The organism is Thermococcus celer Vu 13 = JCM 8558, from assembly GCF_002214365.1.
GTDB classification, from domain to species: Archaea; Methanobacteriota_B; Thermococci; order Thermococcales; family Thermococcaceae; genus Thermococcus; species Thermococcus celer.
In genome coordinates, this window is record NZ_CP014854.1 from 1679549 (window position 1) to 1705632 (window position 26084).

Annotated in this window: 30 protein-coding genes; 15 read left to right on the forward strand and 15 right to left on the reverse strand. The window is 58.5% G+C overall.

Annotation, left to right across the window (positions count from 1 at the left end; translation table 11 throughout):
• Positions 1–28: 28 nt before the first annotated feature.
• Both A3L02_RS09150 and pcc1 read left to right on the forward strand, forming a co-directional pair.
• The gene (locus tag A3L02_RS09150) at positions 29–667 is read left to right on the forward strand and encodes a ribosomal biogenesis protein (RefSeq protein ID WP_088863616.1); all 639 of its coding nucleotides are present in this window, start codon (positions 29–31) and stop codon (positions 665–667) included.
• Positions 613–885 (forward strand): KEOPS complex subunit Pcc1, encoded by a 273-nt coding sequence (gene pcc1, locus A3L02_RS09155; RefSeq protein ID WP_088863617.1) that lies wholly within the window; start codon positions 613–615, stop codon positions 883–885. Before A3L02_RS09150 ends, pcc1 begins: the two co-directional genes overlap by 55 nt.
• On the opposite strand, the gene A3L02_RS09160 is transcribed toward pcc1, so the two are convergent.
• From A3L02_RS09160 to pstS, 7 genes are read right to left on the reverse strand one after another with little or no spacing between them, the layout of a single operon-like run.
• The gene (locus tag A3L02_RS09160; protein WP_088863618.1) at positions 882–1481 is read right to left on the reverse strand and encodes a phosphate signaling complex PhoU family protein; all 600 of its coding nucleotides are present in this window, start codon (positions 1479–1481) and stop codon (positions 882–884) included. The two genes, pcc1 and A3L02_RS09160, sit on opposite strands and share 4 nt — an antisense overlap.
• Before the next feature lie 9 nt (positions 1482–1490).
• A complete protein-coding gene (locus tag A3L02_RS09165) occupies positions 1491–2072 on the reverse strand; it encodes a hypothetical protein (protein WP_088863619.1) in 582 nt (193 codons plus the stop codon).
• On the reverse strand, positions 2069–2830 hold the full coding sequence (locus tag A3L02_RS09170) for a phosphate ABC transporter ATP-binding protein (protein WP_088863620.1): 762 nt from the start codon (positions 2828–2830) through the stop codon (positions 2069–2071). Before A3L02_RS09170 ends, A3L02_RS09165 begins: the two co-directional genes overlap by 4 nt.
• Entirely contained in the window at positions 2827–3657 is an 831-nt protein-coding gene (gene pstA / locus A3L02_RS09175; protein ID WP_088863621.1) for a phosphate ABC transporter permease PstA, read from the reverse strand. Before pstA ends, A3L02_RS09170 begins: the two co-directional genes overlap by 4 nt.
• Positions 3644–4564 (reverse strand): phosphate ABC transporter permease subunit PstC, encoded by a 921-nt coding sequence (gene pstC, locus A3L02_RS09180; RefSeq protein ID WP_088863622.1) that lies wholly within the window; start codon positions 4562–4564, stop codon positions 3644–3646. The genes pstA and pstC overlap by 14 nt, the downstream gene beginning before the upstream one ends.
• A gap of 4 nt (positions 4565–4568) precedes the next feature.
• On the reverse strand, positions 4569–5348 hold the full coding sequence (locus A3L02_RS09185) for a sugar phosphate isomerase/epimerase family protein (protein WP_088863623.1): 780 nt from the start codon (positions 5346–5348) through the stop codon (positions 4569–4571).
• A 36-nt stretch (positions 5349–5384) separates the two neighbouring features.
• Positions 5385–6545: a phosphate ABC transporter substrate-binding protein PstS gene (gene pstS / locus A3L02_RS09190; protein WP_088863624.1), complete on the reverse strand. Its 1161-nt coding sequence runs from the start codon at positions 6543–6545 to the stop codon at positions 5385–5387.
• Between the two features lie 173 nt (positions 6546–6718).
• Here pstS and A3L02_RS09195 point away from each other — a divergent pair, with 173 nt between their 5' ends.
• The 6 genes from A3L02_RS09195 (at position 6719) to A3L02_RS09225 (ending at position 10934) form a co-directional block, all read left to right on the forward strand.
• A complete protein-coding gene (locus A3L02_RS09195) occupies positions 6719–7069 on the forward strand; it encodes a prefoldin subunit beta (protein WP_088863625.1) in 351 nt (116 codons plus the stop codon).
• A gap of 27 nt (positions 7070–7096) precedes the next feature.
• On the forward strand, positions 7097–7423 hold the full coding sequence (locus tag A3L02_RS09200) for a DUF3194 domain-containing protein (protein WP_088863626.1): 327 nt from the start codon (positions 7097–7099) through the stop codon (positions 7421–7423).
• Entirely contained in the window at positions 7401–8384 is a 984-nt protein-coding gene (locus tag A3L02_RS09205) for a DHH family phosphoesterase (protein ID WP_088863627.1), read from the forward strand. The genes A3L02_RS09200 and A3L02_RS09205 overlap by 23 nt, the downstream gene beginning before the upstream one ends.
• A gap of 98 nt (positions 8385–8482) precedes the next feature.
• Positions 8483–8809 carry a hypothetical protein gene (locus A3L02_RS09210; protein WP_088863628.1) on the forward strand — a complete coding sequence of 109 codons (327 nt, stop codon included), beginning with the start codon at positions 8483–8485 and terminating at the stop codon, positions 8807–8809.
• A gap of 1092 nt (positions 8810–9901) precedes the next feature.
• The gene (locus A3L02_RS09220) at positions 9902–10627 is read left to right on the forward strand and encodes a tRNA-binding protein (RefSeq protein WP_088863629.1); all 726 of its coding nucleotides are present in this window, start codon (positions 9902–9904) and stop codon (positions 10625–10627) included.
• Positions 10628–10631: 4 nt separating this feature from the next.
• A complete protein-coding gene (locus tag A3L02_RS09225) occupies positions 10632–10934 on the forward strand; it encodes a hypothetical protein (protein WP_088863630.1) in 303 nt (100 codons plus the stop codon).
• Positions 10935–10985: 51 nt separating this feature from the next.
• Here the strand turns inward: A3L02_RS09225 and A3L02_RS09230 are convergent, their stop codons facing one another.
• The 3 genes from A3L02_RS09230 to A3L02_RS09240 form a co-directional block, all read right to left on the reverse strand.
• Complete coding sequence (locus A3L02_RS09230; RefSeq protein ID WP_088863631.1) at positions 10986–12842, reverse strand: aldehyde ferredoxin oxidoreductase family protein; 1857 nt, start codon at positions 12840–12842, stop codon at positions 10986–10988.
• Positions 12842–13666, reverse strand: coding sequence for an aldo/keto reductase (locus A3L02_RS09235; protein ID WP_088863632.1), 825 nt, complete (start codon positions 13664–13666; stop codon positions 12842–12844). The genes A3L02_RS09230 and A3L02_RS09235 overlap by 1 nt, the downstream gene beginning before the upstream one ends.
• A 177-nt stretch (positions 13667–13843) precedes the next feature.
• On the reverse strand, positions 13844–15079 hold the full coding sequence (locus tag A3L02_RS09240; RefSeq protein ID WP_088863633.1) for a 2,3-bisphosphoglycerate-independent phosphoglycerate mutase: 1236 nt from the start codon (positions 15077–15079) through the stop codon (positions 13844–13846).
• A gap of 110 nt (positions 15080–15189) precedes the next feature.
• Here A3L02_RS09240 and A3L02_RS09245 point away from each other — a divergent pair, with 110 nt between their 5' ends.
• Positions 15190–15693, forward strand: a complete 504-nt coding sequence (locus A3L02_RS09245; RefSeq protein WP_088863634.1) for an HIT family protein — start codon at positions 15190–15192, stop codon at positions 15691–15693.
• On the opposite strand, the gene A3L02_RS09250 is transcribed toward A3L02_RS09245, so the two are convergent.
• On the reverse strand, positions 15680–16384 hold the full coding sequence (locus tag A3L02_RS09250) for a hypothetical protein (RefSeq protein ID WP_335755125.1): 705 nt from the start codon (positions 16382–16384) through the stop codon (positions 15680–15682). The genes A3L02_RS09245 and A3L02_RS09250 overlap by 14 nt on opposite strands.
• Positions 16385–16422: 38 nt before the next feature.
• The gene (thyX, locus tag A3L02_RS09255) at positions 16423–17172 is read right to left on the reverse strand and encodes an FAD-dependent thymidylate synthase (RefSeq protein ID WP_088863636.1); all 750 of its coding nucleotides are present in this window, start codon (positions 17170–17172) and stop codon (positions 16423–16425) included.
• Positions 17173–17369: 197 nt separating this feature from the next.
• On the opposite strand from thyX, the gene argF reads away from it, so the two are divergent.
• Positions 17370–18317 carry an ornithine carbamoyltransferase gene (gene argF, locus A3L02_RS09260; RefSeq protein WP_088863637.1) on the forward strand — a complete coding sequence of 316 codons (948 nt, stop codon included), beginning with the start codon at positions 17370–17372 and terminating at the stop codon, positions 18315–18317.
• A gap of 48 nt (positions 18318–18365) precedes the next feature.
• Here argF and A3L02_RS09265 read toward each other — a convergent pair whose 3' ends face one another.
• On the reverse strand, positions 18366–19688 hold the full coding sequence (locus tag A3L02_RS09265) for an ATP-binding protein (RefSeq protein WP_088863638.1): 1323 nt from the start codon (positions 19686–19688) through the stop codon (positions 18366–18368).
• Positions 19689–19848: 160 nt separating this feature from the next.
• Between A3L02_RS09265 and A3L02_RS09270 the strand changes: the two genes are divergently transcribed.
• The gene (locus A3L02_RS09270) at positions 19849–20778 is read left to right on the forward strand and encodes an NOL1/NOP2/sun family putative RNA methylase (protein WP_088863639.1); all 930 of its coding nucleotides are present in this window, start codon (positions 19849–19851) and stop codon (positions 20776–20778) included.
• On the opposite strand, the gene A3L02_RS09275 is transcribed toward A3L02_RS09270, so the two are convergent.
• The gene (locus A3L02_RS09275; protein WP_088863640.1) at positions 20775–21749 is read right to left on the reverse strand and encodes a hypothetical protein; all 975 of its coding nucleotides are present in this window, start codon (positions 21747–21749) and stop codon (positions 20775–20777) included. The two genes, A3L02_RS09270 and A3L02_RS09275, sit on opposite strands and share 4 nt — an antisense overlap.
• Positions 21749–22327, reverse strand: a complete 579-nt coding sequence (locus A3L02_RS09280) for a metallophosphoesterase family protein (protein WP_088863641.1) — start codon at positions 22325–22327, stop codon at positions 21749–21751. Before A3L02_RS09280 ends, A3L02_RS09275 begins: the two co-directional genes overlap by 1 nt.
• A gap of 58 nt (positions 22328–22385) precedes the next feature.
• On the opposite strand from A3L02_RS09280, the gene A3L02_RS09285 reads away from it, so the two are divergent.
• The 4 genes from A3L02_RS09285 (at position 22386) to A3L02_RS09300 (ending at position 26070) form a co-directional block, all read left to right on the forward strand.
• Positions 22386–23486, forward strand: a complete 1101-nt coding sequence (locus A3L02_RS09285; protein WP_088863642.1) for a saccharopine dehydrogenase family protein — start codon at positions 22386–22388, stop codon at positions 23484–23486.
• Positions 23452–24111, forward strand: a complete 660-nt coding sequence (locus A3L02_RS09290; protein ID WP_088863879.1) for a 16S rRNA methyltransferase — start codon at positions 23452–23454, stop codon at positions 24109–24111. The genes A3L02_RS09285 and A3L02_RS09290 overlap by 35 nt, the downstream gene beginning before the upstream one ends.
• Positions 24112–24207: 96 nt before the next feature.
• Positions 24208–25587, forward strand: a complete 1380-nt coding sequence (locus tag A3L02_RS09295) for a sodium-dependent transporter (protein ID WP_088863643.1) — start codon at positions 24208–24210, stop codon at positions 25585–25587.
• A 72-nt stretch (positions 25588–25659) separates the two neighbouring features.
• Positions 25660–26070, forward strand: coding sequence for a translation initiation factor IF-5A (locus A3L02_RS09300; RefSeq protein WP_088863644.1), 411 nt, complete (start codon positions 25660–25662; stop codon positions 26068–26070).
• The last annotated feature ends 14 nt before the right edge of the window (positions 26071–26084 follow it).

Consider the following 26084-nt stretch of genomic DNA (forward strand, 5'->3'; position numbering starts at 1 on the left):
TCGTTCAAACGAATTTTGAGTGAGGGCCATGATGCTGATAACCACCTCCCACCGACCGACGAGGAGGACGAGGAGCTTCGGTCACGATCTGGAGAGGGTATTCCCCGGCTCACTCTACCTGACCCGGGGAAAGAAGACCGTCAAGGATCTCCTCATGGAGGCCTACGACAGGAACTACGAGCGATTGTTGATCATCAACGTCTGGAAGGGCAACCCGCTCAAGATGACCTTCATAAGGGTCAACCCGGAGGGCTGGGGCTACCTCGGCTACCTTTACCTCCACGGGATAAAGCTCCAGCGCGAGATGGGTTTCAGGAACGTAAGGCCCATACGCGAGGAGATGCCCTTCGTTGTGACCACCGCCAAGAGGGTCGGAATAGACCACACGGCCTTCGCCCAGGTCTTCGCCGAGCTGACCGGCGGTAAGTTCGTGCCGAGGGGTAACAAAAGCCTCGAAACGATAGCCGACAGGAACAACACCGACGTTATAGGCGTCGTCGAGAACTACCCGCGCGGGATGGCCGTCAACTTCCACCGCCTCGACGTCACGAAGGAGAGGGCCGTCGGCCCGCTGATCCTCGTCAAGATATGGCTCATGGAGGACGGACGGAGATGGGACTACAAGGAAGCCCTTCAGCAAAGGAGTGGCCAATCGAAGGCTTTATAGAGCTCTCTTTTCCTGATGAGGAGACGGCAAAGGTGGTTTACGAGAGCGTTCTTTACGAGCACAGGTCCGTCCCCTACAGAAGGAGCAGGATAGAGTTCCTCCGGGATGGAAAGAAGATAAGGATAAGGTTCCTCGCGAGGGACAACTCGGCCCTTCGGGGAACGCTGAACTCCTACCTCCGCTGGATCAGGGTCGCCATGGACTCGCTCGAGGTTTAGAGCCTTTTGCCCTCCCTGATGTAGACCACCCTCGCCCCGATTTCCTTGGCGTGGTCGCTTATCCTCTCGAGGTGCCTCAGGATGAGGGCGTCCACTGCGCTACACCTGTCCGGATCCCTGAGGTTCTCGAGGGACTTTAAGTAGAGGCCATCGATTTTCTCGTCGAGCTCGAGCAACCTTCCCGCCGAGGTCTCGTCGAGGTTCGAGAACCCGTCGATGGCGGTTCTGACTGCTTTAACCGTCACCTCGAAGCCCTCTTTGGAGAGCCCGGGAACGCAGTCGGGCTTAACGACCCTCATCGTCCTCTCGATCTCCATCGCGTAGCGGGAGATGCGGTAGAGGTCGTAGGAGACGTCTATGGCGCTCTGGATGAAGCGGAGGTCGCCCGCCACCGGGGAGTACCTCACGAGCAGCTCCGTGGCAATGTCGAGCACCTCATCCCTCATCAGGTGGAGCCTGCTCGCGGTCTCCACCGTCCCGTTGAATTCCCCGTCGAGGGATTTCCTCGCCGACTCAAGGGCGTCAAGCGAGCCGGTTCCCATCTCAATGATTAGCTTCCTTATCTGCCCCATACCCATGTCAAGGAGTTTCCTCATACCATCACCTCACTTCACAATCCGTACCCGGGCTGTTTTCGGGTGATAAAGGCCGATCCCGAGGAGGTGTTTCGCCAGTTTGAAGGCCCCTTCACAGTGCATCAAAACACCCATCACGTAGGGGTCGTCGGTCTTCACGTTTGTCTTCCAGAACTCCTCGAAGGACGACTCGAAAAACGGGGGCCTCTGAATCCCTGCCCTTCCCCCCGTGAGGGCTGAAACCCCCGCCTCCAAAGCGGGCTGAATCGTCGTGATGCCCTCTATCGCAGTGTTCCTAACGGGTTCCCTGCCGTCAACCATCAGGATGGCCTCGACCCGCGAGCAGTGCCTCACTATCCTGTAGGCGTCGTAGGAGGCAACAAGCAGCAAACGGGCGAGCGGTGCATCTCCGCCTGCGATCCCGTCCCCGGTGAGTACTCCGACGAGGGCATCTCTGAGCCTTTCCCTTGTGTCAACCGCCCTCCTCAGGAGGCCGTTTACCAGCCCGTACTCGTCCATCTGGGCCTCCCGAAGGAGAACGTTGGTTGCAGAGATGGTCACGATTCCAAGCTCTTTGAACCCCTTTTCAAGCTCCTCGAGGGGTTTCCTCATCCGAGCGCCCCCGTGACGTACTTCTCAGTCAGCTCGTGCTCCGGGTTCTCGAAGACCTTCCTCGTCGGGCCGACCTCGATGAGCTCCCCGAGGTAGAGGAACGCCACGTAGTCCGAGACCCTCGCCGCCTGGGCGGGCGAGTGCGTGACGAGGACTATCGTGTGATCGCTCTTCAGCTCAAAGAGGAGCTCCTCTATCTTCTGCGTTCCAACGGGGTCTATGTTGGCGGTCGGCTCGTCCATCAGGATGACCTTCGGCCTCATCGCGAGGGCCCTCGCTATGACCAGCCTCTGCCTCTGCCCGCCCGAGAGGTCCGAGGGGTAATCGTCGAGCCTGTCCTTGACCTCATCCCAGAGCGCCGCCTTCCTGAGCGCCCACTCAACCCTCTCATCGAGCTCTTCCTTCGAATCGACGAGGCGGTTGAGCTTCAGGCCAAGGGCGACGTTGTCGTATATCGTGAGGTGGGGGAAGGGGTTGGGGTACTGGAAGACTATGCCTATCCCTTTCCTTATCTCCACGGGATCGACGTCCGGGTCGTAAACGTTCTTCCCGAAGAGGAGCACCTCGCCCTCCACGCGGGCATCGTCGTTTAACTCGAGGAGCCTGTTGAACGTCCTGAGCATAGTGGACTTCCCGCACCCGCTCGGTCCCATGAGGGCGAAGACGCCGTTCGGCGGGACCTGCAGGTTCACCCCCTTTATCACCTCGTTATCACCGTACCAGACGCGAAGGTTCCTCGTCTCTATCGCGTGCATCAGAGTTTCACCTCCTTAAGACTGAGCCTTAGGGGAACGAAAACCGCGAGGAATATCAGTAGGAGAACAAGCGACGCCCCCCAGGCCATCTCGTGGTCGGCCCTGCTCGGGCTCTGGACGAGCTGGTAAATTAGCAGGGGCACCGCGCCGACGGGTCTGGCAATGGAACTCGGATAGCTCTCGTACAGACCTCCCGCCGTGAAGAGGAGCGGTGCCGTCTCCCCGGCGGCCTTGGCCATGCCTATGAGGACTCCCGTGAGTATCCCGCGCTTGGCCATGGGGGCGAGGAGTCGGAACAGAACATTTATCCTCGTCAGGCCGAGGGCGTAACCGGCCTCACGATAGGTGAAGGGAATCCTGCGCATTGCCTCGTGGGTGTATATGGCTACGTAGGGCATGAGGATTATCGCGAGGGCAAGCGCCCCGGCCACGGCCGAGTAGGTGCCCATAGGCACGACGACGAGTTGCATGACGAACACGCCGACGAGTATCGTAGGGAACTCCATCATTATCTCGAGCAGGGACTTCGTCCACCGCCCGATGGTGCTCTTGGGGTTCTCGTAGGCGTAGATTCCTACGATTATCGCGAGGGGGACTCCTATGATGCTGGAGAGGAAGGTCAGGATGAAGGTTCCGGCTATCGCGGGCCCGATTCCACCCTCCTCAAGCGAACCCGTGATGAAGGTCGTCCCCCCGGCGAGCAGGGTCGAGAGGCCGTTCATGGTGACCGTGTATATGATGTGGAAGAGCGGGAGCACCGCCAGCAGGGCCAGGGAGCCCGTGAGACCGAGGAAGAACTTCTCCTTTAGTTTGCGGTCAAAGCTGAACATTCTCCTCCCACCTCCTGAGGGCCCGTATCCCGAGCAGGTTCACGGTGAGTCCTATAAGGAACAGGGCGAGCCCCGCCGCGAAGAGAACCGGCGTCATGTAGGAGTAGATGAAGGCGTTTCCGAACTGGTTCGCTATCAGCGAGGAGATTGTGTAGCCCGGCGCAAAGAGCTTTGAGGTCATGTTGAAGGTGTTCCCGATGACGAGGCTCACAGCAACGGTCTCCCCGATGGCCCGCCCGAAGGCGAGTATGACACCGGACACCATCGCGGGCCGCAAGTAACCGAGGAGGATCCTGGTGGCCTCGTACCTCGTCGCGCCGAGGGCGTAGGCCGCCTCCCTGTAGGTGAAGGGTATCATGGAGTAGGCCTCCCTGACGACAGCGGAGACGAAGGGGGTGACCATTATCGCGAGGAGAACCCCGGCGGAGAGGTAGCTGTAACCTCCCACTGGAGGGTAATCGAAGAGCGGAATGAAGGATAAGTGAGCGTAAAGGGGCTTCATCACGTAATCCCGCAGGAACGGCACGAGGACGAAAGCGCCCCAGATTCCGTAGATTATGGTCGGCAGGCCCGCCATCACGTCGGAGGTTACGATAAGCGCGTTTTTTAGCCATTTGGGGGCGTAGTCGACCACGAAGACGGAGAACGCTACGGAGAGGGGGAGCGAGATCAGGATCGCGATTACGGATGTGTAAACGCTCCCCCAGATCGCCGCGGCTATCCCGTAAACCTCGTCCTCCGGAACCTCAGCGGCTTTCCACACGTTTTTTAGGTAGACATCCACCCCGAACCTGTGAAAGGCCGGAACGGCGTTCGTGAAGAACACCACCAACATTCCCGCGAACAGGCTGAATACGAGGAGCACAACCGGAAAGGTCAGGTAGTCAAAGGAGTCCCTTCTTCCCATCCTATCACCTCGCGGTGCTCTCCACCTTTTTGAAGTGGCGAAGCGATTCGATTATCTCATTCGGGGATCCGTAGTTCCTGACCTCGAGAACCGCCGTGGACGGGTTCACGGCCACCAGGAGTTTCCTTATAAAGTCCCTTCCGAGGAGGCCCCTCCCAGGTGGCAGGTGCTCGTCCCTCGCTCCGTTGTTGTCGTGGACGTGCGCGTGGTCAACGTACGGCGCGAGCAGGAGGAACTCGTCCATGCTCAGCCCGAGCTCCATAGCGGTCAGGAAAGCGTGGCCCGTATCGAGGCACACCTTAAGGTTCTCGTCGAGCAAAGAGGCGAGCTCGTAGGGGAGGACGCCGACCATCGGGCCGAAGAGGTTCTCGATGACGAGGCCAACCCCGCTCTCCTCCGCCATCCAGCTTATCTCCCTCAGCTGTCGCTTGGTGTTCAGGTAGGCCCTGTGGTAGGACTTCTCAACGCTTCCACCGTGGATAACGATCTTTTCCGCGTTCAGCGCCGAGGCAACCTGAAAGACCCTCTCCATGACCCTGGCGTTGAGCCTCGAGCGCCTTCCGAGATCGATGGAGGAAAACTTCCCGGTCCCGGTCGGCGCGTGAACCGTGAAATCCACCCCGAGACCGCCCAGGTCCCGCACGAGTGACCAGTCCACGGAGGTGCCTATCAAGGCCGGAACCTCGTCGAGGTAGACCTCCACGAGGGGAACGCCCAGCTCGTCTATGCCGAGGCCCCTTCCCGATACCTCCCGAACCAACCCGGATGTTACGCCGAGCCTCATGGCGGCACTCCCCAAGAAAAGGTTGGGTTGGAGGGTTTAGCCCTCCTGAATCATGTCAACGGCCTTGAGCCCTATCCCGGCCACCTCGGGCGGGAGGCCAACGTAACCGGGCGCCAGGTTCTCCGGCTTCTGCCCCTCTGTGAGAACCCACTTCAGGAAGTCCTTGATGGCCTTGGCCTCCTCCTTTGAGTAGTGCTTCCCGTTCTTGTTCTCCCAGACGAGGAGGTGGGTGAAGGCAACTATCGGGTAGGACTTCTCACCGGGGGCGTTGAGGAGCTGTCTGAGGTTCTCCTTGTAGCCCTCGGTCGGCCCGGGTATGAAGGACTTCACGCCCGCAACCGCGGCCTTTATGCTATCGTCCGTGGGCTTGACGAAGTTCCCCGCCTTGTTCTTGAGGGCGACGACGTTGAGTTTGTCCTCAATGGCGAAGGAGAGCTCGGTGTAGGCGATGCTGTACTTCGTGCTCTTCAGGGCCTGGACGACTCCAGGGTTGCCCTTTCCGCCTATTCCCCTGCCCATCTTGTCAACGGGCCAGTCAACGAGCTTTCCAGCACCCACCTTCTCGGCGAACTCCTTGCTGACGAGGCTGAGGTAGGTGGTGAATATCGCGGTGGTTCCGCTCGAGTCGCTCCTGTGAACGACGATTATCTTCTGGTGAGGCAGGTTGGCGTTGGGGTTGAGGGCCTTTATCGCATCGTCGTCCCAGTACTCTATCTCCCCCATGAAGATCTTTGCGAGGGTCTCACCGTCGAGTTTGAGCTCGCTAACGCCGGGAACGTTGTAGGCCACCACGACCGCACCGACGATCTCGGGGAACTGTAGGGGCTGGTCACCCGTCTGGAGGAACTTCTTCCAGGTGGCTTCGGTAACCGGCGGGTCGCTCCTTCCTATCTGCGTCAGACCCTTCAGAAAAGCGTCCTGACCGTGACCGCTTCCGCCACCCTCGTACTCTATCTTAACGCCCGGGTGGCTCTTCATGTAAACGTTGATCCACTTCTGAATCTGGTACTGCGGGAAGGTCGCACCGGTGGTGCGCAGGGTTATGACCTCGGCCGAGGAGGATGTTGACGATGACGTCGATGCGGGAGAGCCCGTTGGAGAGCCTGCACCCCCGTTGCCGTTGCTTCCTATGCACCCGCTGACGGCGACGGAGACCGCCAGCAGGAAAACCATCAATATAGCCAGTGCCTTTTTCATGGGTTTCACCGTATATCCCGAGGTTCCATTTAAATATAAAGATTGCCGCAATAGAATATAGTTTGATACCATTAACCGGACATATCCCAATAGTCTATATAGATAATCCGCCCAAACTTTCTTAAACTCCCGTCCCTACCCTATCCCGGAATCGCGATTACGGAGGTGTTGTTATGCAAAACATCCCACCCCAGGTTCAGGCCATGCTCGGTCAGCTCGAGGGCTACCAGCAGCAGCTCCAGCTGGTCATCCAGCAGAAGCAGAAGGTTCAGCTCGAACTCACCGAGGCCAAGAAGGCCCTGGAAGAGATCGAGAAAGTCGAGGAAGGAACGACCATCTACAAGACCGTCGGGACTCTCATCGTGAAGACGGACAAGGCCAGGGCGGTGGAGGAACTGAAGGAGAAGGTTGAGACCCTCGAAGTCCGCCTCAACGCCCTCGACAGGCAGGAGAAGAAGCTCAACGAGAAGCTCAAGGAGCTGACGGCAAAGATACAGGCGGCTTTAAGGCCCACCGCGGGCTGACCCCTCTTCTTTCCTTTGGTGGTGGCGATGGGCGGAGAGGGGAAAAGGGTTATCCACATAGGCCTGCCGGAGCTGAGCGAGGAGGAACTGATAGAGATAGGGGAGCTCGCCCAGGAGACGGTGATGAAGAGCATCTTTGGCGTCCTCAACAGGAGCGACGTCAAGGACGTAGAGGTAACGACGAGGATAAACCGCGGCGAGACGCTCGACCTCGAGCTGGAGGTCTACCTCGAGGTTCCCGTCTTCGTGAGGATCGATGTGGATAGGCTCATCGAAGAGGCCGTTGAGAGGGCTTACAATGTCGTTGAGAGGAGACTGAGGGAGATAGCGGATGAGGGGAAAGCTCAGGCTTAAGCGCTTCCTTCAAAACTCGCGGGATAGGTCCTTTCTCCTGCTCTGCCACCACAACGCCGACCCCGATTCCCTCGGCTCGGCGATAGCCTTCGCCCTCTACCTTAAATCCATCGGAGTTGAGGGGGTTAGGATAGGGGTCGCCCAGAGCGTTTCGTCCTACGCCAAGAGGCTCCTTACCCTCTCACCCGTCCCCGTCGAGAAGAACCCCGAGGTTCTCGAGGACGTCGTGATGATATTCGACACCTCGTCACTCGAACAGCTCGCGCCCATCGAGGTTCCAGGGGATAAAACGATTATCGTCATCGACCACCACCTCGAGAAGGAGAGGCCGATTAAAGCGGACATAGCCGTCGTTGACTCCTCCAGAAGCTCAACGGCCGAGATCGTCTGGGAGCTCTTTAGGTACTTCGGCTTCGCGGACGAGAACGCGATTAAGGCCCTCCTGGCCGGAATCGTCACGGACACGGCCAGCTTCCGGTTCGCGAACGCAAATACGTTCAAAGCTGTAGGCGAGATGTTAACGCTTTTCCCGATTCAGATGGGCGAGGTGTTCCAGCTCGTCGCACCGGTTAGCGAGGAGAACATCGACCAGTCGAAGAGAACCGCCGTTCTGAAGGCCTGCCAGCGGCTGGAGATAAGGAAGTTCCGAAAGTACATCATAGCGGTCTCCAAGGTCTCTGCCTACGAATCGCTGGCCTGCAAGGTCTTCCTCCAGCTCGGTGCCGACGTAGCCGTGGTCGGGAGCGAGAAGAGGGGCGTCAGGATATCCGCGAGGGCGAAGGAGAGCCTCGTGAAGAAGGGCCTCCACCTGGGCAAGATCATGGAGAAGGTGGGGCCGGTCATAGACGGTTCCGGCGGCGGCCACGCCGGGGCCGCGGGGGCCAACGGCAAGGCCAACCTCGACGAGGGCATCAAGCTGATCCTGAAGGAGATAGAGAATTTTTTAAGGGAAATGGTTTAGCCCCCGGCTTTTGGGTCTCCTCACCAACGATCCGGTAGCGCGTCCTTAGGAAACGTTTAAAACAACCGGCCACCAGAAGAATCCCGGTGGTGATGGAATTGGCGAGGTGCCCGCTCTGTGGGGCCGCCCTCGACTGGGCGGAGCTCATCGAACAGATGCTTTCAATCGAGAACGCCCGCGAGGTTTTCGGGGATAAGGAGAGGTTCGTGGAGGCCTTCGAGAACTTCGTCTTCAAATGCCCGCACTGCGGCGAGGAGTTCTACGGGAGGAACCTTCCGGCGAAGGAGGCCGAAAAGGTCTTCGAGCTCCTCAACGAGTTTAAGGGCTCAATAGACTGGGAGAGGGGGAAAGTCCGCCTCAGGCTCAACAACCTGCTCGCCCTCGACACCATGCTCGAGAACTGGGATAAGAAGGTGAAGGGTTAGCGATAGCCTTTTTTACTTCCGTTTCCTACTCTTCCCAGCCGGTGGTTCCCGTGGAGGCCGTTGAACTCTACCTGTCAAAGGGTGACTACAGGAACGCGCTGAGGAGCGCCATGGAAATCAAGGACAGGATACGCCGGCTCGTGGCGTTGGTTGAGGTGCTCACGGCCTTCCCGAGGGACGAAGTACTCGCGGCCATGTTCGACACGCTCGAGACCACTGGCGGAACTCCGGAGAAGGCCCTGGCACATTCAATCATGGGAAGGGCCTTCTACCTGCTCGACAGGGAAAAGGATGCAGAGGCCCACTTCGAGAGGGCGATGGAGCTGGTGCGGACGATAGCCTCCCCAAGGATACAGGGGGAGGTTCTGGCGGGGATAGCGAGGAACCTCGTCCTGTCGGACCGCTATAAAGACGGTCTGGAGCTCTTCAGAAGGGCCGTGGAGCTCCTCCAGACCTCGCGGGGGCTGTCCTCGGCGGCCACATCCTCGCTCATAAAGGTCGCCAGGCTGATCGAGAAGAGCGCCGACGAGATACCCAACGAGACCGCCCTCGAGTTCTACGGCCTCGCGAGGGACGTTTACTCCTCGATATTCTTCAAACTGCAGGCAAGGCACCTCAATGACAAGATGGAGCTCATCCGCGACGTCCTAAAGAGGGGTAAAGCGGCCGTGGAGGAGCTCATCGAGGTGGGGGAAGTCGAACGGGCCATCGAGACCATCCGCTTCCTTCCGCTGGAGGAACGGGTTACGGCCATGCTCGAGCTATCCTACTGGCTCCACCTCCACGAGCGTCCGGGGCTCGGGGGGAGGGTCTTCGAGGAGGCCCTCGAGATGGTCCTGGTAGGCAAGTTCGTTCCGGCCGATAGGGAACTGGAGCGCATCGCGAGGCGCTTCCTTCGCTTGGGTCTCCTCGAGGAGCCGCTCGTCCTCGCCGGAGTGATAAGGGACGACGGGAGGGCCTCGAGGCTGATCGGGGAGGTGGCCTTGGCGTACGCCCGGCGGGGGGAGGAGGCGAGGGCCCGCTCCATAGCCGAGGGGATAATGGACGAAAGCGTTAAGAGGCGTGTTCTAAAGGAACTGGTGGGGGAGAGCCATGTGGGACACGAGCAAGGATTATCGCTTACTGGTGGCGGAGAAGAGCGTGGAGCTGTTCCTGAAGACGGTGGAGCACGCGAAGTTCAAGGGGAAGTGGAACAAGAAGAGGGCGATTCAGCTGGCGAAGGAGATGATCCCAGAGATAGAGGCGATGAGGTACAGTTACGTGGAGCCGAGGGAGCTCGTAGAGACGCCGCAGATGAAGGCCCTTAAGGAGAAGGCCGCGGGAATAATCGAGGCCCTCGGCGGGGAGGACTGGCACCACACCTTCATAGGCCTCGCGGACAGGGACGAGAGGCCCAAGGTTGAGGAGCACGTCGCCAAGGTCCGTTTCTTCCTCAACACGATACTGGGCCTCGATAGGCGCCTGGCCCTCGGAAGGATAAACGACCCGGTCATAGCGGTGGACATAAAGGTCGGGGAGGTCATGAGCGTCGGCAAACACCCGAACGCGGACAGACTGCTCGTTACGAACGTTAACATCGGCGACAGGGCAATAACCGTCGTCACCAACGACCTAACCGTGAAGGAGGGGAACCGCGTGGCCGTCGCGTTGCTCCCGCCGGCGAGCTTCCGAGGGATAGTGAGCGAGGGCATGTTCCTCGGAGCCGGGGAGGGGGTCCTGAAGGACGTCAAGGGTGAGATCGGCGGCCTGCCGAAGGGGATCCCGCTCGAGGCCTTCAACGAGACGAGGAACCTGGTCGAGGCCTTCCTGAAGGGATGATCCCATGGACGAGGACACCGCAACGATCCTGGTCATCACGGCCGTCCCCTTCCTCTTCTTCCCCTACATAGTGCTTTTTGCCGTTGGGGTGTTGGATATCACCGGCGTGGACAGGATGCTTCCCGGCCCCCTCTTTCCAATCACAGCCTCCCTTCTCTCCACGGTTATTATCTGCGGCATCCTGGCCCCGGTCATGAAGTTCCTCAGAAAGCCCGCCCCCTGGATTAAGATGGCCCTGACAAGGATAGGGCTCGTTGCTTACTTCCTGTCCCTCCTGATCGTGAACTTTTTCTTCCGTGCCAGATAATCCCGGGAGCAGAACGTAAAGACAGAAAAGGAGAACAGTGGGATTGGGGACTCAGGCCCCCATCCTTCTCCTCACAGTCTCCAGGGCCCTCCCCGCGTCTTCGCTGAACTCCGGATAGCCGAGCTCCTCCATCGTCTCCGGCAACGGGACGCCGAGCTCTTCGTGCCAGCCCCTGAGCCTGTAGAACTCCCTCCTCGCCTCGAGGAAGTCGTCCATGTCTATGAAGGCCCTGTTGCCCTTCGCCGGCCCGTCGGGCTCGGGCTCCCACCAGCGCGGTGGAATCGTGTCGTCGATGGGCGGCGTTAACCGGTCGAGGGCGTCGTGTATCCTCGCGATGCTCTCGACGGCCCACGCAACCCTCTTGAGCTTTTCAACCGTCCACTCCTCACCCGTGGCGAGAGAGTAGAGCCTCGCGAGGTCCTCCATCCTGTAGGGCACGAACTTGCACACGCCGAGCATGTCGATGATGTAGCTCTCGTGCCTGGCCTCTATCAGGGACGGAACGAGCTCCTTCGCGGGCCCCTGGTTGGGGAGCTGGTGCGGCTCCGGCCAGCCCCTCAGGTGAGAGGCGCCGACGTCGGCGGTGGCGTAGCTCAGGCCGTACGTCCTCCTGCCGCGCGGGTCCCAGGCCGGGCTCTCCATGCCCTTGACGTGGACCGCGAACTCGCATCCCCTGCCGAGCCTCTCGCAGGCCCTCTTGACGCCGTCCGCCAGAATCGCCCCGATCCCCTTTCTCTCGGCCATCAGCTTGATGAGCCTCTCCTCCGCCTCCTCGTCGCCGAAGCCCTTAACCGGGAAGCCTATCTCCTCCTCGCCGATGAGGCCCCTCTCGACCATCTCGAAGAACCAGCCTATCGTCGCGCCCGTCGCTATGCTGTCCATCCCGAGGTCGTTGACCAGCCGGTTGAAGTAGGCCACCGCCGGGAAGTTGAAGACGCCGGTTGCCGCCCCGAGCATGGCTATGCTCTCGTACTCGGGCTTGACGCGTATCTTCTTTCCCTTATACTCAACCTCGACGTAGCGGGCGCACTTTATGGGACAGCTCTTGCCGTGGACGTACCACTCCGGGGTTACCTCGTACTTCTTGACCTCGTCCCCCGACAGCCTCAAGGCGAGCTCGTCCGGGATGTACGGCCTGGAGAAGTTGTAAGCGGGGCTCATCCCGAGCGAGGCCGCGCTCCTCAGCGCGTCGCTCGTGCCGTAGTTCCTCGTGTGCTCGTACTTTGGATTCGTGGCGAACTCGTCGTAGAACTCCCTCCAGAGCCTCTGGAATTCCTCTGGATCGGCGACCCCCGGCCTCTCCCCGGGCTCAACGACAACTGCTTTCACCCTCTTGCTCCCGAGGACCGCCCCGAGGCCGCCCCTGCCGCTGGCCCTCTCCGTGTCGTAGATGACGTTCGCGATTCTGCTCAGCCTTTCCCCCGCGGGCCCCACCAAAGCTAAGCTCGCCTTCGGGTACTCCCGCCAGAGCTCTCCCGCCACCTCGGAATTTCCCTTACCCCAGAGGTGGGCCGCGCCCCTGATCTCAACCTCTCCATCGTGGACGTAGAGGTAAACCGGTTCCTCGCTCCGTCCCTCGATGACCAGCGCGTCGAAGTGTCCCTTGAGCTTCGGCCCGAAGGCGTCGCCCCCGCTGGAATCGCTTATCAGCCCGGTCTCGGGGCTCTTGCTGACGGCTATGACCTTGCTCGAGCCCGGAATCAGGCCGGTCAATCCGCCGGGGGCGAAGACGAACCTGTTGGCCGGGCTGAGCGGATCCGTGCCCGGCGGCACCTCCTTGTAAATAATGTAATAGCCGAGCCCCTTCCCGCCTACGAACTTCCTTATCACCTCGTCCGGCAGTTCCTCGTAGGTTACCTTCCCCTTGGTCAGGTTCACGCGGGCGATTCTGTTCTTATAACCTAACATCAGACACACCTCCTCGCTTTTTCCCTGTCCTCCTTCGAGAGCCTCCACCCCATCGCGCCGGCGTTCTCCTCAACGTGCTCCTTCCTTCCCGCCTTTGGAATCGCCAGAACGTTCTCCTCCCAGATGAGGTAGTTCAGCGCGACCTGGGCGGCCGTTTTTCCGTAGGGCTTTCCAATCGCAGCCAGGCAGTCGTTCCGCGCTAAGGTGCCCTTCTCGAGCGGCGTGTAGGCTATGAGGGCAATCTTTTCCTTTTTCATGTATTCGAGCAGGCCGCTCTCCTCTGGCCAGCGGTCCTTCAGCGAGTACTTCACCTCGTTGGCGACTATCTCGTACCTTCTCATAACTTCCTGGCTCCTCCTCAGGAGCTCGAGGTCGAAGTTGCTCACGCCGATGTACCTTATCAGCCCCTCGTCCACGAGATCCTCGAGCGCGTGGAGCGTCTCCTCTATCTTCCCGAAGTCGTCGGTCGGCCAGTGGAGGAGGTAGAGGTCGATGTAGGTTCCCAGCCTTTTGGCGCTTGCCCTTGCGGCCTTTTTGGCCTCGTCATAACCGAAGTGGGTCGGCCAGACCTTGCTGACGATGAAGAGCTCCTCGCGGTCAAAACCCCTGATGGCCTCTCCAACGAGCTCCTCGCTGTGGCCCGCGGCGTAGAACTCCGCCGTGTCGATGAGGTTTATCCCGAGCTCAAGGCCGTGACGGAGGGCCTCGACGCTCTCCTTATCCCGTGAATAGTCCGGCCTCTCCTTTCCGCCGATGCCCCATGTCCCAAGTCCTATGGACGTAACCCTATCATCGCCGATAACCTTTAGGTCTTTCACGTTCATCACCGAAAATAGTTGGAGTCGGAAGTTATTAAGGTTTGCGTCTTAACGTTCAGAGGGAGAGAAGTGTGGATCGAACCGGAAGGTTGATGTTGACTCGAAAGAGCCCAAGAAGGCCCTGAAATGCAAGAAGTGAAGAAAACTGAAGGAGAGGGCCTCAAATGTTGAAAACGTGGGCTCTCAGGCCCCGAACTTCTCGCTCCGGTTCATGAGGTCCATCATCACCGGCACTATGTCGTGCCCCCTTATCCTGCCGAGGCCGCCGCGCATGCACTCGCGCTCGCCGAAAGTCTCCGTCCGGTCAGGCCTGACGCCGCCACCGGCTATCAGGAGCGGCACCGGGTCGCCGCTGTGGTTCATGACCTCGCAGGGCGTCGAGTGGTCGCCGGTTATGGCTATCACGACGTCCTCAAGGTCGAGGTTGTCAACTATGTAACCCACCATCCGGTCGGCCTTCTCTATCATCTCGGCCTTCAGCTTGGGTTTGTTGTCGTGACCGGCGGCGTCCGTCGGCTTGAAGTGCAGGAAGACGAAGTCGTAATCGTTGAGGAGCTCGACGACCTTCCTCGCCTTCGCCATCTCATCCGTGTCGTACTCGCCGGTCGCCCCTTCCGGCGTGTAGATATCGAAGCCTATCGCCCTTGCGACGCCCTTGACGAGGGAGACTGCGACGACGGCGGCCGCCTTCACCCTCCACTGCTCCGTGAACTTCATCGGGATGTCGGGGTAGGTTCCGGCCCCCCTTATCAGGAGGTAGTTGGCAGCGGGCTTGCCGGCCCTCCTCCGCGCCTCGTTTATCGGGTGTTTATCGAGGACCTCGTGCGCCTTCTCGACGAACTCTCCGAGGATCTCCGCCACGTGTCTGCTCTCCTCGTCCTCCCAGCCGAACTCGTGGGGTGGCTTTCCGGCCTCGTGCGGGTCGTTCTCGCCGACGCGGTAGCCCTTTGAGAGCCCCTTGAGGACCAGAACGGCCCTGTGACCTGTGGCCCCTTTGAAGATGAACTCAACCGGGAGCTTCACCTCCTCCTGAACCGCCCTCGCGAGCTCGTGGGCCTCCTCCGTGCTTATCCTTCCCGCCCTCCTGTCGGTGATGACGCCGTTCTCGAGGGTGGCGAAGTTCACCCTGAAGGCCAGATCGTCCTCATCGAGGTCGAGGCCGACGCCGAGTGCCTCGAGGAACCCCCTCCCGCGGTAGACCTTGTAGGGGTCGTAGCCGAAGATGCTGAGGTGCGCGGTGTCGCTTCCCGCCGGCTGTCCGGGCCTTATCGGGTCCTGCTGGCCCAGTATCCCGAGTTCAGCGAGTCTGTCCATGTTCGGCGTCTTCGCGTACTCGAGCGGGGTCTTTCCGCCGAGTTCCTTAACGGGCCTGTCCCCGAGGCCGTCGAGGATTATGAGAAGTCCCTTCCTCCGCTTCACGTTTATCACCACGGGTGAATATGTTTGGAAAGTTAAAAGCTTTGTCGGATGGCCGGCCGCTTCAAAAAAGCTTTTAACCCCCCGTCGTTTCTCCCACCGGAGGTGAGGACATGAAGGTGCTGTGGGCACCGTGGCGCATCGAGTACATACGCTCACCGAAGCACGAAGGGTGCATATTCTGCGATTTCCCGAGGGAGAACCGCGATAGGGAGAGGCTCATACTCCACCGCGGGCGTTACAGCTTCGTCATCATGAACAACTACCCCTACAACCCCGGGCACGTGATGATAGCCCCCTACAGGCACGTCGGGCGGTGGGAGGATCTCACCGATGAGGAGCTCCTCGAGATTATGAGGCTCTCCCAGCTCATGATAAAGGTTATCAAGAAGGTTATGAACCCCGACGGCTTCAACATGGGCGTGAACCTCGGGAGGGTTGCGGGCGCGGGAATAGAGGACCACGTGCACCTCCACATAGTGCCGAGGTGGAACGGGGACACGAACTTCATGCCCGTGGTCGCGGACACCAAGGTTATCCCCGAGTCGCTCCAGGAGGCGTACGAAGAGCTCAAGGCGGCGATAGAGGAGATGATGGAAGAATCTAAATCCGTCTGACCGTTATTTTGAACTTCTCGTTCAGCGGCAGGCCTTCGAAGAGCTCCGGCCCTACCTCCAGAACGGGAACGTCCGCCTCTACTACCGTTTCTTTACCGTTCTGTTCTCTCACCGTGAGTTTAAGGAGCTTTCCATCCCTAACGGTTGCGGAAAGCCTGATACCGTTCTCTGAAATCCCTTCAATGACGAAATCTTCCCCCTTGAGCTCCCAGACGATTCTCTTGACGAGCGCCGGTGCGCTCTCGGGGGTTACGTGGTGGACAACGCCGGCCCCATCCCCAAATTCCAGAACCGGGCAGGTAGAGCGGGCGGTGCAGAAGTCCCGTATGGCCTCTGCTATTCCCTCCGCGAAGATCTGGAGGGGTTTACCCATGAGGAGCTCGCCGAAGCCTGACCAACTGGCAGTTACCCTGAGGCGCCTCTCAGCCATCTCAAAGGTAACCGTAAGCACGCCCTTCTCTCCGGTAAAGGTGTAGACCGCACCGTTCTTCCTGAACCCAAGCGCCAGTTTGAACTCGTAACCGAAGTCGAAGATGAACCTCGGAACCCTGAACCTGACTGTCTCCCCCTCAAGGCTCTCAAAGTAGGGAAAGAACGGAAGGGTCTTTTCCGGTTCGCTGATGATTACCTGCAGGCTGTTCCACGAATGGGGAAGCTCCACCTCACAACTCCTGATCTTCACGATGACCACCGTGTTTTCGGAGAGAACGGCCGTGTAAAAAAAGTTTCTTAAACCATTTGTTTGGAACCCTCGAGCGCTTTCCACTTCTCCCTCGTCCTCTTCCAGCAACCGGGGGGCATGAGCTCTCCCTCGGGGCAGTAGCCGAGCTGGACGCACCTCGGCCCGAGCTTCGCCCACTTGATGATCGGCCTCAGCTCGTCGTTCCTCGCTATCTCCTCGAGCATCTTCCACGCCACTTCCCTTATCTCCCACTGCGCCCTTTCGCAGGCCCTGAGGCCGAGGAAGTGCTTGAGCTCCCGTAGGTTCATCGTGACGACGATTTTGGTGCGCACCGCCTGGGGGAGGATGAAGCGCGCGTCCTCCTGGTGGACACCGGAATCATAACTTTCCTCGTAGAGCTCCATCGCTTCCCTCATGAGGCCCTTCCATTTCTCGTAGAGCTCCGGGCGGTTCTTCACGCTCTCCGGAATCACGAAGGTCTCCTCCACGTCCTCCCGGTTCAGCTTGATGTACCTCTGGCTCTGCTGGGTGTAGCTCGCCAGCCTGTGCCTCACGAGCTGATGACTGCAGACGCGGGAGCATCCCTCAATCGCGAACGTCAGGACCGCGTGCTCAAGAATCGACTCGTGGCCGTAGCCGAGGACCCTGGGCAGGTGCATCTCGACGTCGTTTTTGCCCATACGCCCGAAGGCCTCGCTCTCCCATCCATCCCAGTAGCTTATAAGCGCCGCCCAAGTGACGGTTTCCAGGGGTTTTTTCGTATAGTTGACAAGATCAACCCTGATTCCATTCCCCATGCGCGCCACCGGTGGTAAATGATGGCCGGGTTTATTAGATTTACCTTGAGGAGAGATCAAAGGGAAAGATCCATCGCGGGCACACATTACATTTGGAAAGTTAGTGTGCGCTGGTGCTCAAAAGGTTTCAGCCGAGGGTTATTTTTTCCGACGAAAGGGTTATTAAAACGGAGCGTTAGCATTAAACGGTGATTCACATGGTGGTTAGTCTGGCCGGAAGGGACGTTCTCTGCCTTCAGGACTTCACGAGGGAGGAGATAGAGACCGTTCTCAAGACCGCCGAGATTATGAAGATATGGAAGAAGATAGGAAAGCCGCACCGCCTCCTCGAGGGTAAGACCCTTGCGATGATATTCCAGAAGCCTTCGACGAGGACGAGGGTCTCCTTCGAGGTGGGCATCTACCAGCTCGGCGGCTACGGCCTCTACCTCAACGCCCAGGACCTTCAGCTGAGGAGGGGCGAAACGATAGCCGACACCGCGAGGGTTCTGAGCAGGTACGTGGACGGGATCATGGCGAGGGTCTACGCTCACAAGGACGTTGAGGACCTGGCGAAGTACGCCAGCGTTCCGGTCATCAACGGCCTGAGCGACTTCAGCCACCCGTGCCAGGCCTTAGCGGACTACCAGACCATACTCGAGAAGAAGGGCAGGATAGCGGGCCTCAAGGTGGTCTACGTCGGTGACGGAAACAACGTGGCTCATTCGCTCATGATAGCCGGAACCAAGCTCGGGGCGGACGTTGTCGTTGCGACACCCGAGGGCTACGAGCCGGATCAAAAGGTCATCAGGTGGGCAGAGCAGAACGCGGCCGAGAGCGGTGGAAGCTTTGAGCTCCTGCACGACCCGGTCAAGGCAGTCAAGGACGCCGACGTTATCTACACCGACGTCTGGGCCTCTATGGGGCAGGAGGCTGAGGCCGAGGAGAGGAGGAAGGTATTCCTGCCATTCCAGGTCAACAGGGAGCTCGTCAAGCACGCCAAGCCGGACTACATCTTCATGCACTGCCTCCCCGCTCACAGGGGCGAGGAGGTAACGGACGACGTCGTCGACTCCCCGAACAGCGTCGTCTTCGACGAGGCCGAGAACCGCCTGCACGCCCAGAAGGCGGTGATGGCCCTCACCATGGGCGGGATAAAAGTCTGACTCCGCCTTTTCTCATTTCTATTGGTGCCTGGTAAGGGATGTCTCAACCTATCGCACGAGGTCCTCAAGGTCGCGCAGGTCCAGCATGTTCTCGCCCTTTCCCTCAATTCTCCGGGCAACGAGTAGATACCTTTTATTGCCCTCAAAGCCCTCCGCCTTCCGTTTAAGTTCTCCGAGCACTTTCTCCGCTTCCTTTCTTTTCAAGTCTTTCCACTTAACCTCGACGAAGAGGAGACCATCCTCGAGTTCAAGAATAGCGTCGATTTCCTGTCCCCTGTGCCACCACCTCGCGACCCTCCTCTGGCCGAAGTTGAGGAGCTTTCGGCGGAGCATATCCCTCACGAGCCTCTCAAAGGCCTGTCCGTAGTAGGCGTTCAGCTCGCGTTCAATCCTCAACCAGACCTCATCGACCAGTCCGAGCTCAAGGTCGCCCCGGTTCGGGTAGATGAAGCGGAACCAGAAGTTGAAGAAGTTGTCCCTTATGTAGTAGCGTCCCCTCTTCCGCCTGCCGTAGGAAAGTTCGTAACCCACCAGACCGAGCCTCTCGAGCGTTTCAAGGTACCTTGAGAGATTACCCCTGTCGATCCCCGTGAAGTTAACCAGCTCCCCCAGGGACTCGTAGCCGAGGGAGAGGCCTTTGAGTATCAGCTTGTACCTCTTCGGCTCCCTGAGCTCCTCTCTGAGGAGAAACTCCGGCTCCTCGTAGAGGACTTCCCCCTTCCTCAGGACCCTCTCCCTTATCGCATCCTCGACGCTCAGTCCCCTGATGAGGTCGAGGTAGAAGGGAATCCCACCGAAGACGGCGTAGACCTTCACGAGCTCTTCCATGTTCAGATTCGGGAGCATCCTCCGCATTGCTTTGATGTCAAAGGGCCCTACCTTCCACTGCCCCGTCCTCCTCCCGTAGAGAGGGCTTCTGTACTCGAGAGTCTTCTCCATCATTCCGATTGAGGAACCGCAGAGCACGAGGAAAGCCCGGGTGTTGCGAAGATGCTCATCCCATACCTTCTGGATGATGCTCAGGATTCCCGGTTCCAGACCCATCAAATACTGGAATTCATCGATAACGATGGCCACCCTTTCGTTCCTTATCTCTTCGGCAAGGTAGATAAAGAGCCTTCCGAAATCCTTGACTTCCCGGAAGTACCCCTTCCCCGTGAGTTTTGAGAATTTTTCGGCGAGTCCTTTAACGTTCTCCGCCATGGAATCTGCGGTGGCGAGAAAATAGACGCCCTTCTTATCCCTCAGGAACTCTCTCAAGAGCATGGTTTTGCCAACTCTCCTTCGCCCATAGACGATTATCAGCTGGGCTCGCTCTTCTCTCCACTTCCTCTCGAGGAATTCAAGCTCCCTCTCCCTATCCACGAACATGGCACCACCATTAAAATGCTGTAACCAAAGTATAATAATCTTTCTACAGCATTTCATCCCACACATCGGGCTCAAAGTATGTAAATGGAGAACGGTTTTTGTGATTCAGTGTGCCCGTCAGAACGGCGAACCTTTTAAACTCCCCTGCCAACCCAAAACCATGCTTGAGAGACTCTTCAGCCTCGGCTACTCCAGAACCTTCGCAGAGCGCTACTACGAGCTCTGGGGCGAGAGGGCGTTGAGGATAGCCGAGGCCATGGAAAGGCCACTGCCGAGATGCTTCCGTGTGAACACCCTCAGGATAACGCTCCAGGAGCTAACCAAGCTCCTCAACAGGAAGGGTTTCCAGTTCAAGCGAGTTCCGTGGGCGAGGGAGGGCTTCTGTCTCACGAGGGAGCCGTTCTCGATAACATCAACGCCCGAGTATCTAAGCGGCCTGCTCTACATCCAGGAGGCCAGCTCCATGTACCCCCCCGTTGCCCTCGAGCCGAAGCCCGGGGAGGTGATAGCGGACATGGCGGCCGCCCCGGGAGGAAAGACGAGCTACCTCGCCCAGCTGATGGAGAATAAGGGCCTTATCTACGCCTTCGACGTTGGGGAGGAGAGGTTGAAGGAGACCCGCTTAAACCTCTCCCGCCTCGGCGTGATCAACACCGTCCTGATTCACGGTTCGGCCCTTCACATAGACGAGCTCGGTGTGGAGTTCGATGGGATACTCCTCGATGCACCCTGCACAGGGAGCGGGACGATACACAAGAACCCTGAGAGGAAGGCCAACCGAACGATGGAGGACGTTAAGTTCTGCCAGGGCCTTCAGATGAAGCTCCTCGAGAAGGGGCTTGAGGTTCTCAAAAAAGGCGGAACGCTCGTTTACTCCACCTGTTCCCTCGAGCCGGAGGAGAACGAGTTCGTGATCCAGTGGGTCCTCGATAACTTCGACGTCGAGCTCCTGCCCCTGCGGTACGGAGAGCCGGCCTTAAGGAAGCCCTTCGGCGTCGAACTGAGCGAGGAGATAGAAAAGGCGAGGCGCTTTTACCCGGACAAACACGGTACGAGCGGTTTCTTCGTCGCGAAGCTGAGGAAGCTTTAATCCCCGGATTCCTTGACCAGCTTTTCCTCTATCTCACGGAGCCGCTCGAGAACGTCCCGGCTCAGGTTCCTCTCCAGTTCCTCGCGGGCGGCCTTGGCGAGCTCGAACTTCGAATCGAACTCCCCCAGGGACGTCCAGCTTACCTTCTTGCCCTCCAGAAAAACGTCTATGTCGCAGAGCCTCCTGTACCCGAGGTACTCGATGCCTTTGAGGAGGAACTTGACGCGTGCGGGGTCCTCCCAGGTGAGGAGCTTGAGCCTGTAGACGGGAACGCGCATGAACGGCCTCGGGTAGTCCCAGTCCCAGCCCTCGCCGACGACGAAGCCGAGGTCGAGGTCCTCTATGACCATCATCAGCCGCTCGATGTTTTCATCGTAGCGTTTCTCCGTGTCGTAGACCTTGATGGTGATCTCCTTCCACCCGGGTAGTAGTTTGAGCAGAAGAAGGGGGACGTCGATGGTCAGCTCGTGGTAAACCTTCAGGAAGTCCCTGTGTATCAGGATCGCCCCCTCGATGTCCTCCGGGCCAATAGGGGAGTTGAGATTCTTCCGAGTTACCCCTATTATCGTGTCGCCGGCCTCGCCCTCATCGAAGGCCGTCCTTACGTCCATAACCTTACCGCCGTACTTCTCCGCCAGAAGCTTAAGCCCTTCCTCCACCCTCTCGGGGATCCTCATGAGGATGAGCACGCTCTCGACATGAACCTTCTCGACCGGGAGCTTTCTGTTCACGACCTTGCTCAGAACGACGGGCACGTGACAGCTCAGGAGGAACGCCGTGTCCGGTGGAATGGTCTCCTTCTCCCACTCATCCGTGACGAAAACGATGGTCTCGAACTCCCTGCTTCTCCTTATGGCCTCGTCGGTGGGGATCTCCTCGACCCCGAAGAGCCGGGAGATTGCCGCTTTAACGTTCTCCTCCTCATGGGTTCGAAGGAAGATTATCGACGGCCCAAAGCGGATGACCCTCATCACATACCCCTCCACATCCTGTATCCCCTATCAAAGTCCGTTCCCGAGGGGTACTTTACCCTGTACGTTCTCCCACTCGGGAGTAGAACGAAGTTGACGCCGAGGACTCCGTTTAGACCCCTCTCGATCAGCTTGAAGTTGTGGCCGTAGAGCCTGAAGTCCGCCTCGAGTCCGGCGACGTCCCACAAGCTGTGGCCGAGGGCGAACCTGAATCCCCCGATGGTGACCACGGTCCCCGGTTCAACGACCGCCTTTCCGAAGAACTCCCTCAGCAGACCCGGGTCGTCCTCGTTGCCAGGAACTATGTAAAGAACCGCCCCGGAACCTTTGAGAATGTGGGCCAGTTTCCTCAGGGCGCCCCTGTAAAGGGGTAGCAGGTCGGGCCTCCTCTCCAGCTTTACGTTGTCGACGAGGTCGCCGGTGTGGATTACGTAATCCGGCCCGGTCTTCTCTATGAGTTCGTCGATAAAAGGGTAAAGGCTCTCGGGGGTGTCGCTCACGTGCATGACCTTGGTCTCATCGGAGGAAGCGAGCGTTTCCAGCACGTTCTTGCGGAAGATGGACAGTTTGAACGGCATTGGTAAATGTAAGGGCAGGGCTTATATATACCTTGCCCAACCGCTGGAGGGGATTGAGATGAAGGTTCTCGTCCTCGGTGCCGGAAACGTTGGAAGGGCCGTTGCGTGGGATCTGAGGGACGGGTTCGACGTCCACGTGGGGGACGTAAGCGGGGAGAGGTTGAGGGCCGTTTCCGAGTTCGCCACACCCATGAAGGTGGATGCGTCGAACTTCGATTCCCTCGTGGAAGCTATGGGGAAATTTGAGCTGGTGATCGGAGCCTTGCCCGGGGGTCTGGGTTACCGGGCGGTCAGGGCCGCGATAAGGGCGGGAGTTGACATGGTGGACGTCTCCTTCATGCCCGAGAACCCCCTTACCCTCAGGGACGAGGCCGAAAAAGCGGAAGTGACCGTGATATTCGACGCCGGCTTCGCGCCGGGACTGAGCCACATCCTGATGGGCAGGATATGGGGGGAGATGGACGGTCTACACGAGGGTTACATACACGTCGGCGGCCTCCCGAAGGAGCCGAGGCCACCACTTTATTACAGAATTACATGGTCACCTAAGGATTTAATTGAAGAGTACACGAGGCCGGCGCGCGTGATACGGAACGGCGAGGTTACGGCCGTTGACCCGCTCGGGGAGATAAGGCGCGTTTCCATAGGGAATTTCGAGTTCGAGGCCTTCGTGAGCGACGGCCTGAGGAGCCTCCTTGAGAGCGTAAAAGCCGGGAGGCTCGAGGAGTGGACCCTCCGCTGGCCCGGCCACCTGGAGAAGATGAGGGTTCTAAGGGAGCTCGGGTTCTTCGGGAGCGAACACGTCGATAAGACGCTCGAGGTGATTACCCCGCTCATGACGTACGATAGCCCTGACTTCTCGATAATGGAGGTGAAAGGAAAGGGGACCCTGGACGGGGAGGAGAGGGAGATCGGCTACCTCCTCTACGACGAGGAGAGGGACGGCTTCACGTCGATGGCGAGGGTTACGGGTTTCACCGCGGCGGCAATAGCGCGCATCGTCGCGGAGGGGAGGTGCATATACGGCGTGATTCCCCCGGAAATATTCGGAATGCGCATAGACACCTACGGGGAGATAATCCAGGGGCTCTCGGACAGGGGGATAAGGATAGAGAGGTGGGAGAATGCTCCATCTGGTGATAGCCGAGGCCGAGCTTGAACCCGTACCGAAAGACATAGCGAACCATCCGGCGGTGGTTAACCACGCGAGGCGGAGGGGCAAGAGGCCTGAGGAGACCATTTTAGATGCCACCTACCACCACGCGGCCATCAAAAAGCTCCCCGATGGTGAGAGGCGCGGGAGGCCCGATATCGTCCACGTCTGCCTCCTCAACGCCCTCGAGAGCATAGCCAACCGGGAGGGCCTTTTGAGGGTCTACGTGCACACGAGGAACGACGAGGTGATTTACGTAAAGCCCGAGACGAGGATCCCGAGGAACTACAACCGTTTCGTCGGGTTGATGGAGAGCCTCTTCAAAAACAGGGCGGTACCCAGGGATTTGAAACTGCTCCGGCTGGAGGAGAAATCCCTTGGGGAGCTCGTAGACGAGATAAAACCCGACGGGGTCTTCGTTATGCACGAGGACGGCGAATTGATGAAACCCCCTGAATTCGGGAGAACCCTATCGAGGTTCCAAAACCCGCTCGTGGTCGTTGGCGGCTTTCCCCACGGGGACTTCAGGGGGAAAATTCCGGGGAGAAAGGTAAGCCTTTACAGGGAACCGCTGATGGCGTGGACGGTTGTGAACGAAATAATAATCAATTTTGAGCATTGGAGCCTCTAAATTGGGTAGAAAAATCACACAATGTTTTTATATACCTTCCCCATTACTCTTTAGGGCCCTGATAGACGGAACAATCACTGGCCGGAGGTGCGATGGATGAGAAAGGTTGGCTTCCTGATGGCGTTTTTGATAACGGGGTACATCCTCGGGATATGGAACTTCCTGGTACTGCCGAAGTACTACATAAACTTTGGATTGAAGGGATTCCTGATATCTCTGATACCGATGCTCATCGCCCTGTTCCTGATATACAGCGAGGTTGAGAGCACCAGGCGCACAAGGTACCTGATATACGAGCTGTTCTTCAAGGTATCCCGCACACCCGCGTTCATCTTCGTCCTGCTGATGTTTCTGCTCGTGATGCTCGGAATAACCACATACTACTCCTCTTACAGCCTCATCTACGTCTTCAACGTTGCCCCCAGGTACATTCCGGCGATAGCCTTCGGAACGATACTCATCTCCTTCCTCCTCCTCGTACTCGCCAAGGGAAGAACTCTCGAGGTCATCTCCGTACTTTCGGTGCTTTTCGTGCTCTTTGCAATAGCTTCGGCGTTCCTTATCAGGGAGCAGGCACTCAGCACCGTTACATCACCACGGGCGATCAACTACATGGAAACCGCGGTCTCGGCGATAACGTCCTTTGGACACTCTATTTCCCTCAAAGGAGTTCTGTATATGTCCGTCTCCGTGCTCGTATCCCTCGGTCTCGGTGCCGGTGTTTACTACGTGGTGGGAAGCTTCACCCCTGAGGGGGTCAGCTTCAAAAGGGTCCTCGCCGCCGTTTTCATCCTCCAGGTAATACTGAGCTTCGCGGCGGCCTTCACCGTCGCCTACTCCCTCGGTGCCGCTTACCAGGGGTTTGAGAGGGCTTTCCATAACCCGAACATTCCGGCGGAGCGATCCATGAAGCTATTTATAGGGTTCCAGAACCTCAAGGAGTACACCACGAACACCGAGAAGAGCCCGATGACCTCGATCGAGGTGTTCTATTCGATCCCCTACGTGCTCAGGGGCAACATCGCCAACGCGGACAGGTTGATATACCTCCTCATGCTCTCGCTCTACTTCGCGGGGCTGACCACCATAATCGTCCTGATAGAGATGGGCAACCAGATACTGTCCGAGGTCATGCAGATCGGAAGGGGAAAGAGTCTAACTCTGGTGTCCCTCCTCGGTTTCGTGGTCTCGGCAACTATGGTAGTAGGCGACATCAGGACGATGTTCGTCGTGGTGCCCTTCAGCGTTGGCGCTATAATAGCCGCGGTGGAGGCGTACCCCCTTCTCTCGGAGGGGCTTGAGCACAACAAAGGGATAGTGGGGGTCATAGTGGCCACCCTTCTGCTGATCGGACTGCTCACGCTGTACTATGCACTCAGGACGTCGAGCACTACCGTGAGGATAGGGGGGCTCCTTGGACTGGTGCTCCTCGTGCCGGTCTTCATGAACGGAGTGCTGATGAGGGGCCGTCGTTGACCTTTCCTTTATTCAAAAATTTTTTAAAGACCAGTCCCAATCGGTTTTAGAACGCTTATGGAGGTCTGAGAAATGGGAGACAAGACCAAGGTTCAGGTCAGCAAGCTCAAACCCGGAAGGTACATCCTCATCGATGGAGAGCCCTGCAGGATCGGCAACATAACCGTTTCCTCACCCGGAAAGCACGGTTCCGCCAAGGCCAGGATAGAGGCGGTCGGGATCTTTGACGGCAAGGTCAGGAGCATCGTTAAACCCACCAGCGCCGAGGTTGAGGTCCCGATAATCGACAAGAGAACCGCCCAGGTCATAGCCATGACCCCCGACACCGTCCAGATAATGGACATGGAGACCTATGAGCTCTACGACGTCCCAATAGAGGGCGGCGTCGCCGACGAGATAAAGGACCAGCTCAAAGAGGGCATCAACGTCGAGTACTGGGAGACCCTCGGTAGGATAAAGATAATGAAGCTCAAGGGCGAGTGAGCCCTTCTCCTTTT

Bases quoted from the DNA above. Each gene is read 5' to 3' on its own strand.
- A3L02_RS09150 (WP_088863616.1), top strand. From the start codon at position 29: ATGATGCTGATAACCACCTCCCACCGACCGACGAGGAGGACGAGGAGC.
- pcc1 (WP_088863617.1), top strand. From the start codon at position 613: ATGGGACTACAAGGAAGCCCTTCAGCAAAGGAGTGGCCAATCGAAGGC.
- A3L02_RS09160 (WP_088863618.1), bottom strand. From the start codon at position 1,481: ATGAGGAAACTCCTTGACATGGGTATGGGGCAGATAAGGAAGCTAATC.
- A3L02_RS09165 (WP_088863619.1), bottom strand. From the start codon at position 2,072: ATGAGGAAACCCCTCGAGGAGCTTGAAAAGGGGTTCAAAGAGCTTGGA.
- pstA (WP_088863621.1), bottom strand. From the start codon at position 3,657: ATGTTCAGCTTTGACCGCAAACTAAAGGAGAAGTTCTTCCTCGGTCTC.
- pstC (WP_088863622.1), bottom strand. From the start codon at position 4,564: ATGGGAAGAAGGGACTCCTTTGACTACCTGACCTTTCCGGTTGTGCTC.
- A3L02_RS09185 (WP_088863623.1), bottom strand. From the start codon at position 5,348: ATGAGGCTCGGCGTAACATCCGGGTTGGTTCGGGAGGTATCGGGAAGG.
- pstS (WP_088863624.1), bottom strand. From the start codon at position 6,545: ATGAAAAAGGCACTGGCTATATTGATGGTTTTCCTGCTGGCGGTCTCC.
- A3L02_RS09195 (WP_088863625.1), top strand. From the start codon at position 6,719: ATGCAAAACATCCCACCCCAGGTTCAGGCCATGCTCGGTCAGCTCGAG.
- A3L02_RS09200 (WP_088863626.1), top strand. From the start codon at position 7,097: ATGGGCGGAGAGGGGAAAAGGGTTATCCACATAGGCCTGCCGGAGCTG.
- A3L02_RS09205 (WP_088863627.1), top strand. From the start codon at position 7,401: ATGAGGGGAAAGCTCAGGCTTAAGCGCTTCCTTCAAAACTCGCGGGAT.
- A3L02_RS09220 (WP_088863629.1), top strand. From the start codon at position 9,902: ATGTGGGACACGAGCAAGGATTATCGCTTACTGGTGGCGGAGAAGAGC.
- A3L02_RS09225 (WP_088863630.1), top strand. From the start codon at position 10,632: ATGGACGAGGACACCGCAACGATCCTGGTCATCACGGCCGTCCCCTTC.
- A3L02_RS09230 (WP_088863631.1), bottom strand. From the start codon at position 12,842: ATGTTAGGTTATAAGAACAGAATCGCCCGCGTGAACCTGACCAAGGGG.
- A3L02_RS09235 (WP_088863632.1), bottom strand. From the start codon at position 13,666: ATGAACGTGAAAGACCTAAAGGTTATCGGCGATGATAGGGTTACGTCC.
- A3L02_RS09245 (WP_088863634.1), top strand. From the start codon at position 15,190: ATGAAGGTGCTGTGGGCACCGTGGCGCATCGAGTACATACGCTCACCG.
- thyX (WP_088863636.1), bottom strand. From the start codon at position 17,172: ATGGGGAATGGAATCAGGGTTGATCTTGTCAACTATACGAAAAAACCC.
- argF (WP_088863637.1), top strand. From the start codon at position 17,370: ATGGTGGTTAGTCTGGCCGGAAGGGACGTTCTCTGCCTTCAGGACTTC.
- A3L02_RS09265 (WP_088863638.1), bottom strand. From the start codon at position 19,688: ATGTTCGTGGATAGGGAGAGGGAGCTTGAATTCCTCGAGAGGAAGTGG.
- A3L02_RS09270 (WP_088863639.1), top strand. From the start codon at position 19,849: ATGCTTGAGAGACTCTTCAGCCTCGGCTACTCCAGAACCTTCGCAGAG.
- A3L02_RS09275 (WP_088863640.1), bottom strand. From the start codon at position 21,749: ATGAGGGTCATCCGCTTTGGGCCGTCGATAATCTTCCTTCGAACCCAT.
- A3L02_RS09280 (WP_088863641.1), bottom strand. From the start codon at position 22,327: ATGCCGTTCAAACTGTCCATCTTCCGCAAGAACGTGCTGGAAACGCTC.
- A3L02_RS09285 (WP_088863642.1), top strand. From the start codon at position 22,386: ATGAAGGTTCTCGTCCTCGGTGCCGGAAACGTTGGAAGGGCCGTTGCG.
- A3L02_RS09290 (WP_088863879.1), top strand. From the start codon at position 23,452: ATGCTCCATCTGGTGATAGCCGAGGCCGAGCTTGAACCCGTACCGAAA.
- A3L02_RS09295 (WP_088863643.1), top strand. From the start codon at position 24,208: ATGAGAAAGGTTGGCTTCCTGATGGCGTTTTTGATAACGGGGTACATC.
- A3L02_RS09300 (WP_088863644.1), top strand. From the start codon at position 25,660: ATGGGAGACAAGACCAAGGTTCAGGTCAGCAAGCTCAAACCCGGAAGG.